The 17,027-nt window shown below is 44.1% G+C and carries 14 protein-coding genes; 6 read left to right on the top strand and 8 right to left on the bottom strand.

Features of this window, described 5'->3' with window-relative positions; translation table 11 throughout:
• Positions 1-160: 160 nt before the first annotated feature.
• Both QT974_RS12820 and QT974_RS12825 read right to left on the bottom strand, forming a co-directional pair.
• Complete coding sequence (locus QT974_RS12820; protein ID WP_333468860.1) at positions 161-5,674, bottom strand: ATP-binding sensor histidine kinase; 5,514 nt, start codon at positions 5,672-5,674, stop codon at positions 161-163.
• Positions 5,675-6,235: 561 nt separating this feature from the next.
• Positions 6,236-6,691: a KTSC domain-containing protein gene (locus QT974_RS12825; protein ID WP_333468861.1), complete on the bottom strand. Its 456-nt coding sequence runs from the start codon at positions 6,689-6,691 to the stop codon at positions 6,236-6,238.
• A 602-nt stretch (positions 6,692-7,293) separates the two neighbouring features.
• Between QT974_RS12825 and QT974_RS12830 the strand changes: the two genes are divergently transcribed.
• Both QT974_RS12830 and bchB read left to right on the top strand, forming a co-directional pair.
• The gene (locus QT974_RS12830) at positions 7,294-8,487 is read left to right on the top strand and encodes an RNA-guided endonuclease InsQ/TnpB family protein (RefSeq protein ID WP_333468862.1); all 1,194 of its coding nucleotides are present in this window, start codon (positions 7,294-7,296) and stop codon (positions 8,485-8,487) included.
• Between the two features lie 145 nt (positions 8,488-8,632).
• Positions 8,633-10,156, top strand: a complete 1,524-nt coding sequence (bchB, locus tag QT974_RS12835) for a ferredoxin:protochlorophyllide reductase (ATP-dependent) subunit B (protein WP_333468863.1) — start codon at positions 8,633-8,635, stop codon at positions 10,154-10,156.
• Between the two features lie 338 nt (positions 10,157-10,494).
• On the opposite strand, the gene QT974_RS12840 is transcribed toward bchB, so the two are convergent.
• A complete protein-coding gene (locus QT974_RS12840) occupies positions 10,495-10,929 on the bottom strand; it encodes a PIN domain-containing protein (protein WP_333468864.1) in 435 nt (144 codons plus the stop codon).
• A gap of 2 nt (positions 10,930-10,931) precedes the next feature.
• Complete coding sequence (locus QT974_RS12845) at positions 10,932-11,228, bottom strand: hypothetical protein (protein WP_333468865.1); 297 nt, start codon at positions 11,226-11,228, stop codon at positions 10,932-10,934.
• Between the two features lie 214 nt (positions 11,229-11,442).
• Here QT974_RS12845 and QT974_RS12850 point away from each other — a divergent pair, with 214 nt between their 5' ends.
• Positions 11,443-11,727: a type II toxin-antitoxin system TacA family antitoxin gene (locus tag QT974_RS12850; protein ID WP_333468866.1), complete on the top strand. Its 285-nt coding sequence runs from the start codon at positions 11,443-11,445 to the stop codon at positions 11,725-11,727.
• 3 nt (positions 11,728-11,730) lie between these two features.
• Complete coding sequence (locus QT974_RS12855) at positions 11,731-11,994, top strand: hypothetical protein (protein WP_333468867.1); 264 nt, start codon at positions 11,731-11,733, stop codon at positions 11,992-11,994.
• Between the two features lie 17 nt (positions 11,995-12,011).
• Here the strand turns inward: QT974_RS12855 and QT974_RS12860 are convergent, their stop codons facing one another.
• From QT974_RS12860 to QT974_RS12870, 3 genes are all read right to left on the bottom strand, one after another.
• Positions 12,012-12,629, bottom strand: coding sequence for a Uma2 family endonuclease (locus tag QT974_RS12860; RefSeq protein WP_333468868.1), 618 nt, complete (start codon positions 12,627-12,629; stop codon positions 12,012-12,014).
• Between the two features lie 121 nt (positions 12,630-12,750).
• Entirely contained in the window at positions 12,751-12,888 is a 138-nt protein-coding gene (locus QT974_RS12865; RefSeq protein ID WP_333468869.1) for a hypothetical protein, read from the bottom strand.
• A gap of 471 nt (positions 12,889-13,359) precedes the next feature.
• On the bottom strand, positions 13,360-14,394 hold the full coding sequence (locus QT974_RS12870) for an RRXRR domain-containing protein (RefSeq protein WP_333468870.1): 1,035 nt from the start codon (positions 14,392-14,394) through the stop codon (positions 13,360-13,362).
• Positions 14,395-14,837: 443 nt separating this feature from the next.
• Here QT974_RS12870 and QT974_RS12875 point away from each other — a divergent pair, with 443 nt between their 5' ends.
• Positions 14,838-15,020, top strand: coding sequence for a ribbon-helix-helix domain-containing protein (locus QT974_RS12875; protein WP_333468871.1), 183 nt, complete (start codon positions 14,838-14,840; stop codon positions 15,018-15,020).
• 259 nt (positions 15,021-15,279) lie between these two features.
• On the opposite strand, the gene QT974_RS12880 is transcribed toward QT974_RS12875, so the two are convergent.
• Positions 15,280-15,456, bottom strand: coding sequence for a hypothetical protein (locus QT974_RS12880; protein ID WP_333468872.1), 177 nt, complete (start codon positions 15,454-15,456; stop codon positions 15,280-15,282).
• 208 nt (positions 15,457-15,664) lie between these two features.
• On the opposite strand from QT974_RS12880, the gene QT974_RS12885 reads away from it, so the two are divergent.
• Entirely contained in the window at positions 15,665-16,591 is a 927-nt protein-coding gene (locus QT974_RS12885) for a helix-turn-helix transcriptional regulator (protein ID WP_333468873.1), read from the top strand.
• Positions 16,592-17,027 lie beyond the last annotated feature (436 nt).

Below are 17,027 nucleotides of genomic sequence, written 5' to 3' on the forward strand. Positions count from 1 at the left end.
AATATCCAACGGAAATTCGCCCGAAATTCACCCAATATCCAACGGAAATTCACCCGAAATTCACCCGAAATTCACCCGAAATTCACCCAATATCCAACGGAAATTCACCCAATATTCGCTCTAAATTCACCCAATATCCAACGAAAATTCGCCCTATTTCTTACAAAACTTGCCGGGGGGCGATCGGAATTTCAATAATAAACTCAGTACCCTCACCCGGCGCAGAAACGCAAGTCAACCTTCCGCCGTGAGAACTAACAACAATCGAGTGCGAAATAGACAATCCCAAACCAGTTCCCGAACCCACCGGCTTAGTTGTAAAAAACGGATCGAATATTTTGTGCAGCACTTCAATGCTCATCCCCGGGCCGCTGTCAGCAATTCTAATTATTACAGAACTCCTGTCTGTCACCTCTGTAGAAATTGTAATAGTAGGCTGTTTTTGAGAGCTTTCCGGGCAATCTCTTGCCAAGAGGAGCGCATCGATCCCATTTGTCAAAATATTCATAAATACTTGATTCAACTGCGACGCATAACAAGTAATTAAGGGCAGCTTGCTGTAATTTTTAATCACATCAATACCCAAACGCCCGCCCTCTTTTCTCAAGCGCGGTTGCAGCAGCATCACCGTACTGTCGATGCCTTCATGGATATCAACCGACTTCATTTGCGCTTCGTCGAGGCGCGAGAAATTCCGCAAGCTCAGCACGATATCCCGGATTCTTTCGGCTCCTACTTTCATAGAATCCAGCAGCTTTTGCAAATCTCCGATCAAAAATTCCAGTTCAATAGTTTCTATTTCATCGATAATTTCATCAGCAGGTTCTGGATAGTGGTGCTGGTAAAGATCGATTAATTTGAGCAAGTCTTTAACGTACTCGCTGGCCGGATTGAGATTACCGTAAATAAAACTTACAGGATTGTTGATTTCGTGAGCTACGCCAGCCACCATTTGCCCCAAACTAGACATTTTTTCTGTTTGAATTAATTGAGCTTGAGTTAGTTTCAGCTCGCGCAAAGTTTGTTCTAAACGCTCGTTTTTTTCATTCAACTCCTGCGTCCGCTCTTGCACTTTCTGCTCCACCGAATTGTAAAGCAGAGCATTGTCCAAAGAAATAGCTACTTGAGAAGAAAGCAGCCTCAAAACTTCCAAGCGGTGGGCATTAAACGCCCCTATAGTTAAATTGTTTTCCAAATACAGAATGCCGATCAGTTTGCCTTGATTGACTATGGGCGTACACAACAGAGATTTGAGCTGGTGTTTGCTAATGTAAGGATCTCCCGTAAATCGCCCCTCAGTGGCCGCATTACTCAACACCACATCCGAGCGAGTCCTTTCCACAAAATTAATCACCGTCACAGGTAAATCTTGAGATTCTTCAACAGGCGTAAATTGCAGCACTGCTACATCTTCAGCAACTACTGACGCCTTCGCTGAAATCAACAGTTTTCCATCTCTGAGCAGGATTAAAAAACCCGATTGTGCTCCCGCATTTTCCAGCGATATCCTCATCAAAGAAGCTAGGAGCTTGTCGAGGACAATTTCGCTGGAAATCGCTAGAGATGCTTTCATGACAGTGCCTAAATCCAAGACTCTCGCATCGCTACCAGTAGAAGTATGAATAGTTGTAGTAGTTTGATTGTTTTGGAAACTTCCGTTGAGCGGCGTCACTTCCCGCAACTGCGGATACTTCTGTTCTAAATCTTGAACTTTGCGGACTGCTCCCCAGCGCAAGTAGCACGAGTGAGCTTCGCGCAAGTGAATTTTGGCATATTGATATTTGCCTTTACTCAACCAAAACTTGGCTGCTAGTTCGTTAGCCAGCGCTTCATTTTGCACAAACTCGCTGTCTTGGGCTAAATTGATAGAAAAATCGTACAGCTCTACGGCTTCGGAATCTTTCTTGGAAATTCTGGCTATTTCTGCTTGTACTAATATGTATTTGTGCAGAAAGTTTTCGCGGCAGTTGTCTGCCCAAATTTTCATCTGTTTTTGATTGGCTTCTAACTTGTCCAAGTATTCTTTTTGCTTCGCTTCGGAAACATTCGGAAAAACGGCGGCTAGAACTAGAGAAAAGAAAAAATTCCATTCGGTAGCGGGGATGGCTCCGGTAATAAAAGATAGCTGCTTTTCTACTTCTAAAGCTAGTTGCAGCGCTTCGTTGAAGTTGCCGTACCAGTACATTACTTGGCATTTGCGAATCTGATAAAGGCAGAGCGAGTATAAATTTTGATGAGCTTGACAGTTGTGTACGTATTGAGCCTCGGTGAGTTCTTCGCTTTCAAATACAAAGTTTTCGAGAGTGAGCTGGCTCAAGTTGCGTAGGATTAATTCTACTCCTAATAATGTATCGGTTACGAGCTGATTTTTGGTTTTTTGGCTGAACTGCAAATATCTGCTCGTATCTGCCAAAATTTGCGAGATTTCTTTACCTTGAAAAAATGAGTTTGCTATGCGGTTGGAGAGAATATAACCCGCATATTCTAAGTCGCCTGATTCCAAGGCTGCTTGATATCCTTCATTGCTAATTGTGTGGGAATCTTTGATGTGATTGAACCAGTAATAAAAAATACTGACCAGCGACGAACAAGCTCTGCACTTTAACCCGATATTTCCCGATTTTTCGCTCAAATTTAGCGACAGCATGGCAAATTGATATGCTGCTTTGTAATCTCCGGAAACTGCGTTTAAGAACATACCGTAGCCTGCGTAGCAGAGAGATGCTTCGGGAACTAAACCGTAGGTGAGAGAAAGGTTAACTCCTTTTAATACGCTGACTTTCCACAAGTCTGGATTGTTGAGGTAAGCCGATGTCAGCAAGTTGGTGATTAATTTGACTGCAACTTTTTTGTCTGGTACTGTCATTTCGGGAGCGTCAATCAGCGAAGCTATGTCTCTACCTGCTAAAAAGTTTGTGGCTGCTGCAAATTCTTCGGAGATGACTGTTTGCAGTCCGTCTAGCGGCAAGTCTATTCCGAGCAGGTTTAAAGCTTTGATCCCGGCTTTGACTGCTTCTTCGTACTTCGCTCGCAGGGTGTACTGCACGATCAGCAGGTTGTAAATTTCTACTTTTTCTAAGGGCGATCGCGCTTTTTGCAACGTGATGTTGATGAATTCTTCTGAATGCTCGAAATAGCCGTTGAGATACTCAACGTTAGCACGCTCCATGTGCAAGGCAAAGGCTAAGTCGTAGTGGAAATCCCAAATATCAGCGCTTAAACCGTCCATACCTGCGCTTAAATACTGCAAGGCAGCCACATAAGCAGTGGCATCTTTGGCTCGGCGGGCGGCGTCTAAATTGAGCGTTGCCAGTTCAATTAATTCTCGCTCGTCTCGAATTAGCGATCGCGCGACATTCAAGTGATCGACTAATTCAAAAATTCTGTCAGCCCGATACTCAGCCGGAGTGTTTTCGAGGATTTGCCTGCCGATTTTCAGGTGAACGTCTTTTTTTTGCGAGTCATCAATCAGGGCATAAGCTGCTTGTTGCACGCGATCGTGCAAAAACTTGTAATTGAGAATCAACAGCGGAAACATTACGTAATCTAATGACTTGCTTTCCAATTCCGAAGTTGGGAGAATCAGTCCCGACTTAATTGCCGGCAGCAACTGCGAAAACGTTTCCGAGGCTTCTTTTTCATTAATTAAAGAAAGAGTATTTAAGTCAAATTCGTTGCCCAAACAAGCCACCAAACGCAAAACCTGCTGCGTTGGAATCGGCAGTTTTCTCAATTTTTGCACCATCAAATCTACTACATTGTCAGTGATAGCGCACTGTTCTATTTGCGTCATATCCCAATGCCAGCCGCCCTTGTTCCCTGCCTGGGGCGGGTGAAAAACCAGCAAGTTTTCCTGATACAATGTTTGCAGGAATTGATTGACAAAAAAAGGATTGCCGTCTGTTTTGCTGACAACCAGTTCAGCTAGGGGTTTGACCGATTCGCGATCGCTGTGCAAAGTCTCGGCAATCAAATGAGTGATATTTTCCACCCCCAGCGGTGACAAAGCAATCTCATTAATGATGGCTTCCTGATTGCGCAGTGTCTCCACAGTCATCATTAAAGGATGAGTGGGGCTGACTTCATTATCACGATAAGCGCCAATCAAAAACAGATATTGCGTAGCTTCATCTGTCATCATCAACTCAATCAATTTGAGTGTGGCAGAATCTGCCCACTGCAAATCGTCGAGAAAAATTACCAGCGGATGTTCCGGCTGGCAAAACACGCGAATGAAATTTTGAAATACTAAATTAAAGCGGTTGAGAGATTCCGTCGGCCCCAATTCAGCTACAGGAGACTGAGCTCCGACAATCAGTTCAACTTCGGGAATTACATCAATAATAATTTGCCCGTTTTGACCGAAGGAAGTGCGAAGTTTTTCGCGCCAAATGGCTAATTGAGCTTCGCTTTCCGTTAAAAGTTGCCGCACCAATTCCGAAAAAGCGCTGACAACTGCCGAGTAAGGAATAGTCCGCTTGTACTGGTCAAATTTCCCCCAAATAAAATAGCCGCGCCTGCGGGTAATAGGTTTATCTAAATTCTTGACCATTGCAGATTTGCCAATGCCGGAATAACCAGCAATCAGCATCATCTCACTGCGGGATTTATGCTGTCCTCTTGTCAGCACGGACAGGGAACTTTCTTTTTTCGATGTGACTTCTTTCTTGATGACAGAAATTTGGGACTGTTCGATGCGGTAGGAGCGATTGCTGGTGGCTGCTACCCGTTCAAAGGCCGCTAAAAGAGTATCAAATTCTCGCTGTCTTCCGTAAAGTTTTTGAGGGATTTGAAATTTGTCGGAAATATCTTGGCTACCGAGACCAAACTCCGAAATAAACCCAGATGTTTGCAACTGAAACAGACATGATTCCAAATCTGCTTTCAGTCCCCAAGCACTTTGATAGCGATCTTCTGCGGCTTTTCCTAGTAATTTCATCACAATGTCGGAAATAGCTTGAGGAATTTCTGGGGAAATTTCAGCCAGAGGTAAGGGCTGTTTGGCGATGTGACAGTGAACTAACTCCATCGGATCGGTAGTCGTAAAAGGGAGCTGTCCTGCTAAAACTTCATAGAAGGTGACGCCGAGGGAATAAAAGTCAGTGCGGTAATCGATGACGCGGCTCATCCTCCCGGTTTGCTCCGGCGACATATAGGCTAAAGTGCCTTCTAAAAAATTTGGATTTTTATTGAGAACGTTTTCTTGATTTGATGCAGTTGAGATGCTAAAATCTATTAGTTTGACTTGTCCGGTAGCCGGATTAAAAACTATATTAGAGGGGTTAATATCTTTATGGATTACATTTTTGGCGTGAATTTCACCCAAGGTTTCAGCAACTTTAATCGCAGTAGTCAAAAATCCTAAAGTGGTGAATTTCTGAGAATTCATAAAGATTTTTAAAGATTCGCCTCCAAAATCTTCTAAAATCATTGCCAGACTATTTCTTACCTGCTGCAACTTGTATACTCTAACAACTCCGTCCAGCAAGTTTAAGTTGGCAGTAATATCATATTCGCGCTTGTATCTATTGAGTTCTTCGAGAGTCGGATAGTCTTCTTTGATAAGTTTGATAATAACAGGTTGGTTGTCTTGCTCGTTGCGGCCGCGGTAAACAAGGGAAGTGCTGCTTTCATAAATGAGAGCGAGAACTGCAACGCCGGGAATTGCCATCATAGTTGGGTTCTCTCAAATTAGGTGTGCTTGGTCAATGTTATGGGACTTAATACGCGCGGCGGGCTAAAAACCCGGTTTCTTTGTTGCTAGTCGTTGACAAACCGCAGATTTTTTCGTGTTACCGGGTTTGTTTTGGTAAATCCTATGTTACCCTTCATTATCGCTCAAGACCTATATTTTTGGATGTGTGGCAAGACATACTGTATCCAGCCAAGAGCTGCTGCTGATTTCTGGCATTGGGGCTTTCGTCACCTCAGCATTTAGGTAAACAAAAGCACAAATATAGGATTTGTGCAAGTACCAAAAAAGACAGGCAGCTATTTTGCTATACTGAAGCAACAATAAATTTTGAAGGTGGCGATCGATCGCGCTGCGGACAAAAAAACAATCTCAGCTTTTAGAGACCCGGCGGTTTAAGCCAGGTTTACACAAACAAAAACCGCCGGACGCCCGTTGAAGAACGGGCGTTTAAAATTAGGTTGTTTTTTTCAGTCGCCGTCCGGTGGACGCGCTCGCGAAGTCGAAGTGCGGACGAAAGTGTTTGTAGACGCGGTTTCAACCCTACGTCCTATCTATTGGGTCATCTAGGCGCCGGCTCGAATAAGCACCTTTGATCTCGGAGTTAAAAAACCTGCCTGTAGAATCAGCATCTTGCAGAGATTCCCAAATTTCCGGTTCTACGTCGCTGTATTGATAGACTGACCCGCTGCTAAATTCTATTTGCAAAACTCGCTCCTCTTGATTGTATCCGATCGCGCTAGCCATTGCCGAATCAACCGGCATCATAGCAATTGGTTCGTCGGCTGGAGCAATTTCTGTTGATTCAATACCCGCACCGAGTTCGGTTGAATCTGTATTGGCGATGAAATCTACCATTTGCAGCCCGTGCATTGCTGCTTCGGGAGCAGCAATTTCGATAAATTCGAGGCATTCCCCGCGATTTATTAACAGTCCTAACTGGCCGTTTGAGTGACCGACTGCTAAGACATTGCTCAAGTCTATTTTGGATAGTTTCATGGGATTTGTCAACAAGGATTTGTTTTACGTCAATATTTCCCGATCTTTGCAAGTTTCGGTGTCGAGGAAATAGTGGATTAATTAATAGTGTAGCCTGTATTGCCTAAAGAATCAACTAACGTATCTTTTATGTGTAAAGTGTGCATTTAGCATCCTAATTTGGTATGATTTGTATGTTGCTTAAGGAAATTAGACCTCTTCCACTCCTAAGCTTTCCTACCCTAAAATTATCTGCGTTTATCTGTATTTATCTGCCTGAAATCTGCGGTTTGTGTGTCGATCGCAGAGTTATGCAAGAGCTGTATTGAGCAAGGTTCGCCATAAGCACCGTACTTTGATAAGATGTGTCAGCTTCTTAACGAAACTTGACAATAAATTAAGAATTATTGCCATGAAACCAAGGTAAAGTTGTGGCAATGGCGAGTCAAAGCCCAACCAGCAAAAGCGTTTGAGAATTTTTCCCATCTGTAAATCTTCAGAAAGTTACCAAAAAACTGGGTTTAAAGCCCCCTCCTTATAGGACGGCTTTAATTCGAGTGTAAAGATTCTTGAAATAGTCGATTTATAGGAACACTTGCTCGTAAACGTGATAAAATTATCCCATGATTGTACTAGAGTTTAAGTTGAAAGGCAAGCCACAGCAATACCGGATCGTAGACGAAATGATCCGCACAGCTCAGTTTGTCCGAAACAAAGCTCTAAGGTACTGGATTGACAATTCTAGAGTCAAGTTATCCGACTTATACAAACAATGCGCCATCATGGCAAAAGAGTTTGAATGGGCAGGTAAACTTAACTCAATGGCGCGTCAAGCCTCGGCGGAACGTGCCATTTTTGCTGTCCAACGTTTCTTTTCTAATTGCAAAGCTAAGAAGCCTGGGAAAAAGGGATATCCGCAATTCAAAAAGCACACTCGTTCCGTAGAATACAAGACATCAGGATGGGTGCTTTCGGTCGATAAAAGATGTCTGACTTTCACGGACGGCTTTGCTGCGGGAACCTTCAGATTACTCGGTAGTCGAGACTTGCATTTCTATGCACCCAAGGAAATCAAGCGAATCAGAGTAATTCGTCGTGCCGACGGTTACTACGCTCAATTCTGTATTAACGTAGAAAGAACAGAGGAATTAGTTCCTACGGGAAAAGCAATTGGCATAGATGTGGGGTTAAACCATTTCTATACCGATAGTAGCGGACAAACAGTTCCAAATCCTCGGCATTTGCGTAAAAGTGAAAAAGCTTTAAAACGTTTACAGAGGCGAGTTTTTCGGAAAAAGAAAGGTTCCGGCAATCGCAAGAAAGCCATCAATAAGTTAGGTAGAAAACACTTGAAAGTCAGTAGGAAACGTAAAGACTTCGCCATTAAGACGGCGTTGTACGTGGTAAAATCTAGCGATTTTGTAGCCTACGAAAATCTTCAAGTGAGAAATATGGTGAAGAACCATAAACTTGCTAAATCGATTAGCGACGCAGCGTGGTCACAGTTTGCTCAATGGTTGCAATATTTTGGGAAAGTGTACGGTAAAACAGTGGTTGCTGTTGCCCCTAAGTATACTTCGCAAGATTGTTCAAGTTGCGGAAATCGTGTTCAGAAATCCCTTTCAGTCAGGACTCATGTTTGTCGTTGTGGTGCGGTATTAGACCGCGACCATAATGCAGCGTTGAATATCCTAGCGAAGGGATTGAAAGCCCGTGCAGGAATTCGTTCAAATACGGTGGGGCACACCGGAATTAACGCTTGGGGACAGGCCGACCTCTACTCGTTGGTGGTGACACCAAGAAAGCAAGTTGACTGATTGAACCAAGAATCCCCACGCCTGAAGGCCCGGGAGTGTCAATATTTCTAAAGGATTCGTCCGGTGAGAAAATCTCAAACAACCTTAAAATTTAGCAGTAATCGCCCGATCGGGCAAATCTGAACCAGCACCAGGAAAAATACCTATGAAATTGGCTTATTGGATGTACGCAGGCCCAGCCCACATCGGCACTTTGCGCGTGGCCACTTCCTTCAAAAACGTCCACGCAATCATGCACGCGCCGATTGGAGACGACTATTTTAACGTGATGCGATCGATGCTGGAGAGGGAACGGGACTTCACTCCGGTAACTACCAGCGTCGTTGACAGACACGTACTGGCGCGGGGCTCGCAGGAACGGGTGGTGGACAATATCACCCGCAAAGATAGAGAAGAGCACCCAGATTTAATTGTACTTACCCCGACTTGCACCTCTAGCATTCTGCAAGAAGACTTGGAAAACTTTGTTAACCGAGCTCAATTGGATGCCAAAGGCGATGTGATGCTGGCGGATGTTAACCATTATCGGTTTAACGAACTCCAAGCTGCCGATCGGACTTTGGATCAAATCGTCCAACTTTACATCAACAAAGCCCGCAAAAAAGGCGATTTGGAAGGTAAAAGCGAAAAACCATCGGTGAATATTATCGGTATGTCTACGCTGGGTTTCCACAACCATCACGACTGCACCGAGTTGAAGCGTTTGATGGCAGATTTGGGAATAGAAGTCAACGAAGTTATTCCCGAAGGTGCTTCGGTTCACAACTTAAAAAGACTGCCGCGCGCTTGGTTTAACCTTGTTCCTTATCGGGAATTGGGGATGGCAGCCGGGGAGTATTTGCAAAAAGAATTCGGCACGCCGATGGTGGATATTACGCCGATGGGTGTGGTGGAAACTGCGCGCTGCATCCGCAAGATTCAGGAAGTTCTGAATGCTCAAGGTGCGGATGTTAATTATGAAGAGTTTATTGACCAACAAACGCGGTTTGTGTCTCAGGCTGCTTGGTTCTCAAGGTCGATCGACTGCCAAAACTTAACCGGCAAAAAAGCCGTCGTATTTGGCGATAATACGCACGCAGCCGCGATGACGAAGATTTTGGCTCGCGAGATGGGAATCCACGTTGTGTGGGCTGGTACGTACTGCAAACACGATGCTGATTGGTTCCGGGAAGAGGTAAAAGGGTATTGTGATGAAGTGCTGGTGACCGAGGATCATGGGGCGATCGGAGATGCGATCGCCAAAGCAGAACCTTCGGCGATTTTCGGCACGCAGATGGAACGCCACGTGGGTAAGCGGTTGGATATTCCCTGCGGTGTGATTGCGGCGCCGATTCACGTGCAGAATTTCCCGATGGGCTACAAGCCATTTTTGGGTTATGAAGGCACGAATCAGTGCGTAGATTTGGTCTACAATTCCTTTACTTTGGGAATGGAAGATCACTTGCTGGAAATCTTCGGCGGCCACGATACCAAGGAAGTGATTACTAAGGGAATTTCGGCTGATTCTGATATGGGTTGGACGAAGGAAGGACAGGCGGAATTGAACAAAATCCCCGGTTTTGTGCGCGGGAAAGTGAAGCGGAATACTGAGAAATTCGCGCGCGATCGGGGGATTGAGAAGATTACCGTTGAGGTGCTGTACGCGGCCAAGGAATCTGTCGGCGCGTAGTTTGGATTGTGGAGTGCCCAGACGAGTCCAGAAACCCGGTTTTTGACGACAATATCTGGTAGGGTGCGTCGCTATGAGATTTTCGATTTAGTTCGGAGATTTTCGATAGCGATGCACCCTACGGTATCTTTAATGAATACAATATTTAATCCAACCAAAAAAATAAATTTTGCCAAAAAAGAAAGACTCATACAGCAAGTTACTTATCATGCTGATTTTAAGAGTAGTACAGAACAGCAAGACTAAAAAGAAGAAATTACCCGTACCCGCAAATCTGAAGTATTATTCTGAACTGAAAATGAGAGCGAGATCCCTTTTCCAGCAAGCGTGCGATCGGCTTAAAGAGGCACTTGCACTAACCGCCTGACATCATCTCCCAGTCTCGTAAAATCATTAGGGTTAAGAGTCAACAAAACATCCACACCGACTTTCAGTGCAGCTTGAGCAATTAACCCATCGTAAATCCCTCCCCCTGGTAGGTTTAAACTGACCATTTTGCTTACTGTTGCTTGGTAATCCTCAGCAGTCAGAACAACCTTATTAAAACTACTCAAATTCTCTACAATTAACCGCTGTGCTAACCCAGGATTAATCCGAGGTTGACGAGGAATGCGAGTGAGTACGGAGTAAAGTTCAGCTATAGTATGAGTTGAGACAAATCCGTCAATCTCCTGCGCTCGAACTCGCTCCAACCAAGATAAGCTTTGAGAGTGACTGGGATGATCTTCTATCAACGCTGCTATGAGAACGGATGTATCAAATAAAACGTTCATTTTTAGATAAACTTCCCGATTCTTTCTTCGCGCATATCGGGAATAATTCTATCCCAATTAATCAGTTCTTGATTTTTTATTAATGATGCTTTGACGACTAAGACTCCACCAACATAATGAACCTCACACTCTTCATCCGTATTTGCTGGTTGGCTGTTGCCAGTTTCATCGGATGGCGAAGCTACTTCCTGCTTTCTCCGCTGCCATAACAGAAAGTCAGCAAAGTTGAGGATTTCTTGCAGTTCCATTTCAGAGAAGTTTTTCAGTTTGTCAACAATTTGTTCTTGGATAGGTATCACGGCTATTTTTTCCTTGCTTAACACGATCGCTAGATTCAGTTTAACAGGAGGAAGGAGCGCTCGCCCTTTTCAGACCAAGTGCGATCGGCTTAAATCGTTATAATAGAGACAGTGCGAACGCTTCCCCAATTGCTATAATATCAGATGAGCCAACGAGTGTTCTCATCAATATTGCTACAATAAAATTAGTCGATCGCTATTTTGTAACAAAACAATGTCAACACCAACCGATACCCCAACAAAAATAGAGTTAACCCTCAGCCAAACAGATAAAGAAATCCTAGAAAAAGCAGCCGCAGCCAAGTCTATGAGTCTAGGCGAGTATCTGCTAGAAATCGCTCTGAATGCAGCCAAACAGCCACCTCTAGAAGTAGAGCAAATTGTATTGAGCGATCGCGACTGGGAAATCTTTGCATCCGCCATCGAAAATCCACCGGAACCTAACCCCGCCCTCAAAGCAGCTATCAAAGAGCATCAGGAAAAGTACGGGAACTGGTAAAGAATGAAATGGATTTTTTGTGCAATAGATGATAGCCGATTAAAAAGAGAAGCTTTTGACTGCGGTATACCAGAGTTAAATGAGTACCTCAAAAAATATGCCCGACAGAATGATAGAAGAGGAATTGCTAAAACCTTTGCGGTGATAGTCGATAGTAAAAATCAGCAAGCTAAAGAGTTTTATTTGAAATACGGTTTCATACCGTTAGAGGATGATGAGCTTTCACTGTTTATCCCGATCGCCACCATCATCAAAGTGCTTGAATAAACCAAGCGCGATCGGCCTTATTCCTCATTTTGACTATCTTCTTGCTCAACTTGCTCAAAATTCACTTTCTTATAAATAGTAGATAGAGGAACTTCTAGCTGAAAGGAATTAAACACTAATGCCGTATCTTCCTCATCATACTCGCTATACAACCATCTTTTATTCTCGGTTTTAGAATACTGCTCGATTTTGATTTTTGTTTGGTCAATCAGAATGTATTCTCGGAAAGAAGGAATAGTTTTGTAAAATGTAAACTTGTCAACTCGATCGTAATTTTTAGTAAACTTTGATAAAACTTCCACAATTACTTGAGGGTTGATAATCGTGTCTGTACGATTATTGCGGTACTCAGGTTGCCCAAAAATTACCATTACGTCGGGATAAGTGTAAAGTCGCACTTTTGGTATCCACAGGCGCACATCACCGATGAAGACATCATACTCTTGTTCTGGAAGACTAAAATTTAAAGCAATGTAAACGTTTCCTGCGATCCGATTGTGATTGGTAGAGCCGCCTGTCATAGGAATAATTTCTCCGTCGAGATATTCGCTTTTGTACTCTGCTGTTTCTTCGAGTGCTAAATATTGCTCCTCTGTGAAGTAACGTTGCTCGGTTGTTTGCAAAGTGCCTGTCATCTCGATCTTCTCCCACAAGGATGTTGAACAAATATTTCTTTTGAGTACGCGCGTGCGAAGCTATCCCGAAGGGAATCGCTCACTTAAATGATAACCCGCATTCCCAACAAAGCGAGATACCTTATTCCTCCGCGCTCTCTTCAGGCTCATTTTCCGCCTCAAAATCCACCTTCTCATAGACATCAGCCAGCGGCACTTCAACTTGAAAGAAATTAAAAACTAACGCCACATCCTCTTCATCGTACTGACGATACGACAAACCCTCAGTCCGGCTCTTGTTTAAACAAGAGCCGATGGAGCGAAAGTCCTCTCAAAGAGGACTGAGAAGAATTTTCAACTCATTAGTCCTCTTTGAGAGGACTTTCGCTATTAGACAGGGGTTTAAACCCCTGGCGGACTCACTCACGGGTTGGCGGGAAGACTGGCGGACTAAAAGCTTCAATTGACACCAAGAAGTGTCCCTAGGAGGATCGCCCACGATCGGGCGATCGCACGCCGATCAACTTGCGATCGAAATTAGTCGATCGGATCGAAAACTAAAGTCAATCTCGCAGCCGGAAGCAGTTGTTTGAGCACTCGCAAATGACCTTCTGCATCAGACCAACTGCGAAAGCGACCCACAACGACCCTTTGTAGATTTGGAAGCAAACGAACCACGATCCACGGCTTGAGACGTTTCTCATCATAAAAATGGGTCTGAAACCCCGTCCTTTTAGGACGGCTTTACAATTTAATTTGCAATACGCCATGAGTTGTAAGACAAAAACTTACAATCTATCGGCATTGCGTTTTGACACAACCGCTTGCCAGTTTTTAAATCGTGCAAGCTGATTGTTTTTCGGTACGGGTCTTTTTTTGTTGGGAATTCTTGCCAACCGCCAACGTAACAAAATCCGTATTTAGGGTGTTTAACAATTGAACCGCGCTTAAACCCCACACTCAAAGTGCCTCCATAACGGGGGCGAATATGACCTGTGGAATGTTGCAAGCGATGGAGTTGTCTGCGATGAAACTCAAGAGCGATTACTTCTATTAGCTTGGTATTGTCGGGTTGAGTATGCCCGCCCGCGTACCAATTAGCCAATACCCAAGCATCTACGCAGTGAGCCTCAAACAAGTTTGATAGCTTCTGTTTGGATTTTTTAAGTCCCAGTTCTTGACGTAGGTTGTAAGTATCATTGCCAGATTTAATCTCAAGATGGGCAATTTTTATAATTTCAGAATAAAACCAGTGCTTGCCCACCTCTAAAGGACTAAATGATACATTCCATTTGCGTCCGTTTTTCCTGTTTCGCGCTTTGACATCTTCCACCACAATTGTCGATATTGGAAACATCAAAGTTAGCCAGTTAACTATCCTTAACTTCCACTGCCATCTCGCCTTAGTAGATGGGGGTATGCGATTTTTGTTAACCAACCTGTTAGCTCGGTTTTGACGGCACGGCGACCTGCGAAACCGCCGAGCACGTCGCATATTCCGCCTGACCTCAACATGGTCTTTTACCCAATCAATTGCATGAGTTTGGATGTTTAAGTAAGTATGCGATTTGGATTTAACGGTAAATCCTTCACGCTTGCTACCCGGATCGATTCCGATCGCAATAGGTTGACGATCGGTATTAGAAGGTTCTACGTTGAGTCGGACACAAAACACCCCCTTTCTCCAAAATGGTGTTGCCTTACCTGAGCACATCCAACGCTTAGCGCGGCTTGAGGTAGTCGGCATTAACGGTCTATTTTCACTGTCTACAACGGGTACGAACATTTACGGTAAGTCCTATCTCTAGGTGTATATTTCCCTTCGCCACTGGCACATCTGAGCGGTTAAAAACTAGGGAAGCATTCTTAACGTCCGGTGGGATACCACTCCCAGATGGCTCAGTTTGTCTCAAAGACGCAGGCTAGACACTGTTTTAGTCTTGAATCAAGAAGTTGGTGAATCTCCCTCTTTCAAGCCCCACGCCTTGATAGCTGGGGTTAGTGACACGGCATAATAGGTGTATCTCCTTTGTTAATTGGAGCCATAGCCAGTCCTGAGCCCTCGGAAAGCGTCGGACTGGCTTTTGACTTTGCATTGATGGGATTAGAGGAATTGTAACATAATAAGCCCAAATATGTGTCAACACATTTTTAAGAATAGGGTAACAGCACGATCGGGAACGTAAGCTTGTACCATGAAAAACGTTAGCAAACCAACAAACATTTACATTGAGCAAGCGCGTTCACGTTACCTTTCCTGATTACGTATATGAAGCTTTGGATCGATGGGCTGACAAACAAGGCAGATCCACGGCTAACCTGATAGCCTTTCTCGTGGAAACGGCTTTATTGGAAGCCCAACAAAGGGGAGAAGTACCCCCTGGGCCCGAAGAGTCCAAAAGTGACAAGTAAAGATTTCCCTCGTGTGTTGCGGGTGCGTGTCGGGCGATCGCACTTATCCTCCTGGACGCACGGCTAGTCAGAAACCGGGTTTTTGCGAGAATACCTCGTTAGAGTGGCGAAAACCGCAAAAAACCCGGTTTCTTTGGTTTTGACGGGTAAGTTTTAACCGATCGAGAATTGATGAAAATGAGCATCCGCGCCCTCAGTTGGCGCACCATATTTAAAACACTTCTTTGCTTTGCGATCGCCAGTTTTTCCCGGCAACAATTCACCGCAACAGCCAGAAGATGCTCGGTTTAACGGCGGCTGCATTGTCCGAAATTACGGCGGTAAACAGAGAACTGGAATTGACGCGCTCCACTTGAATTAGGCAGCCAACAGCGCGCCAAGACTCAGCTAGACCGCACTGCGAGTGATTTTGCAGGGGCGATCGAGCTATTTGCACGCGAATACTTGCCTAATACTAAATCCGGGTTTAGCGTCCCCGTTATGGTCCGAAGAGAGCGTAAGCGAAGCAATCGCAATAACTTTGGCTCCAACCGGCAGATTTATAAAGCGGGTAGGAAACCCGGATTTGGTATAAATCGAAATGGTAATACCGATGCAACCTGAATTGATATAGTTTATTGTGGGGCATAAAATATGAGGATTTGATGATGGTCTGGGATTTAAATATTGAAATCAACGATCCAGAGATATATATTAAGCAAGTATCGACTATTACTAAACATATTTCCTATTCCAAAGATTATAAAATTCAATGGCGGTTTGCTAAATTAAAAAACTTCGAGTTCGTGAGTGTTGTTTGGGAAGCTGGGAGTACATATACCGCAGGATATACTTTTCCAGGAAAAATAGGTTTCACATTTTTTGGCGGCGATCATTTATTGAAAGTTGGGTCTAACGAATTCCTCATGAACGATCGAAATGTGGTGATAAGTCAGTCGGGAGTCGAACTAACCCGTCTTCAGCACTCAGCCAAATACAGCGGAATATCAATTTATATAAATGAAGCTCTATTTTTAACTGAAATGAGCAAGTATCTTGACAAATCCATTGAACGTCCTAACCTGCTACAAGTTATCGATCGCACTACTCTTTACGGTCGATCGCTATATCAACTGGTCATAATGCTGTCGAATTTGATTGACACTAACGGACATCCACTGGTAATTGACAACTTAGAAACCGCTATTTTTTCTACCTTAGTCCAAGGTTCATCTTACAACACTTTAGAACCATCGATTATTAAAGTATCCGAAATCTCGATCGCCCGCGTGCGAGAGGCGGCCGAATACATCCGAGCAAATATGAAAAAAGACCTGACAATTGCAGAAATTGCTTCCGCCATGAACTGTAGCAGTCGTTCTTTGCAAACAGCATTCGCTCGTTATTACGGTGTCTCTCCCAGTCAATTCTTGCGAAATGCTCGACTTGAAGCCACTCGTATAGAGTTAATTGAGAGCAACAAAACGATTACGGAAATTGCGTTTGAATATGGCTTTTACAATCCTAGTCGCTTTACAAAATATTTCCAACAGCATTTTCAGAAAAAGCCTTCGGACATTTTGCGAAACTAATCTTTCGCAATTTGGCTAGCGCCACTAGGAATCAGTAACTTATAAATAAGGCTAGTGGGTGTCATCCGTCACAAGGTAAAAATATTATAAACAAGAATCTAATCGGAACCATAGTTGTCAAATTCACTTCAAATCCAGTCACAGACGGCTGTTTGACGATAGATTCCAGATCCCCCTAGCCCCCAGGGCTGTTTCATTCTCTTGTAGGGGCCGCCCCCCGTGGCTGCCCCCATGTCTGAAACATTACAAAATCGTGGATCGAGAGGGTAGGGGCGGTGCCCATTAGTGTCAACTTAACGCCAAACCCCTTCAGAGACTACTGTTTGACGATCTCTTGCCAGATCCCCCCTAGCCCCCCTTAAGAAGGGGGGGACAGGATTCTTCTCAAAGTCCCCCTTCTTAAGGGGGATTTAGGGGGATCTAGACTCAGGTAAAA

This window comes from Microcoleus sp. BM001215392 (genome assembly GCF_036700185.1).
Taxonomy (GTDB): domain Bacteria; phylum Cyanobacteriota; class Cyanobacteriia; order Cyanobacteriales; family Microcoleaceae; genus Microcoleus.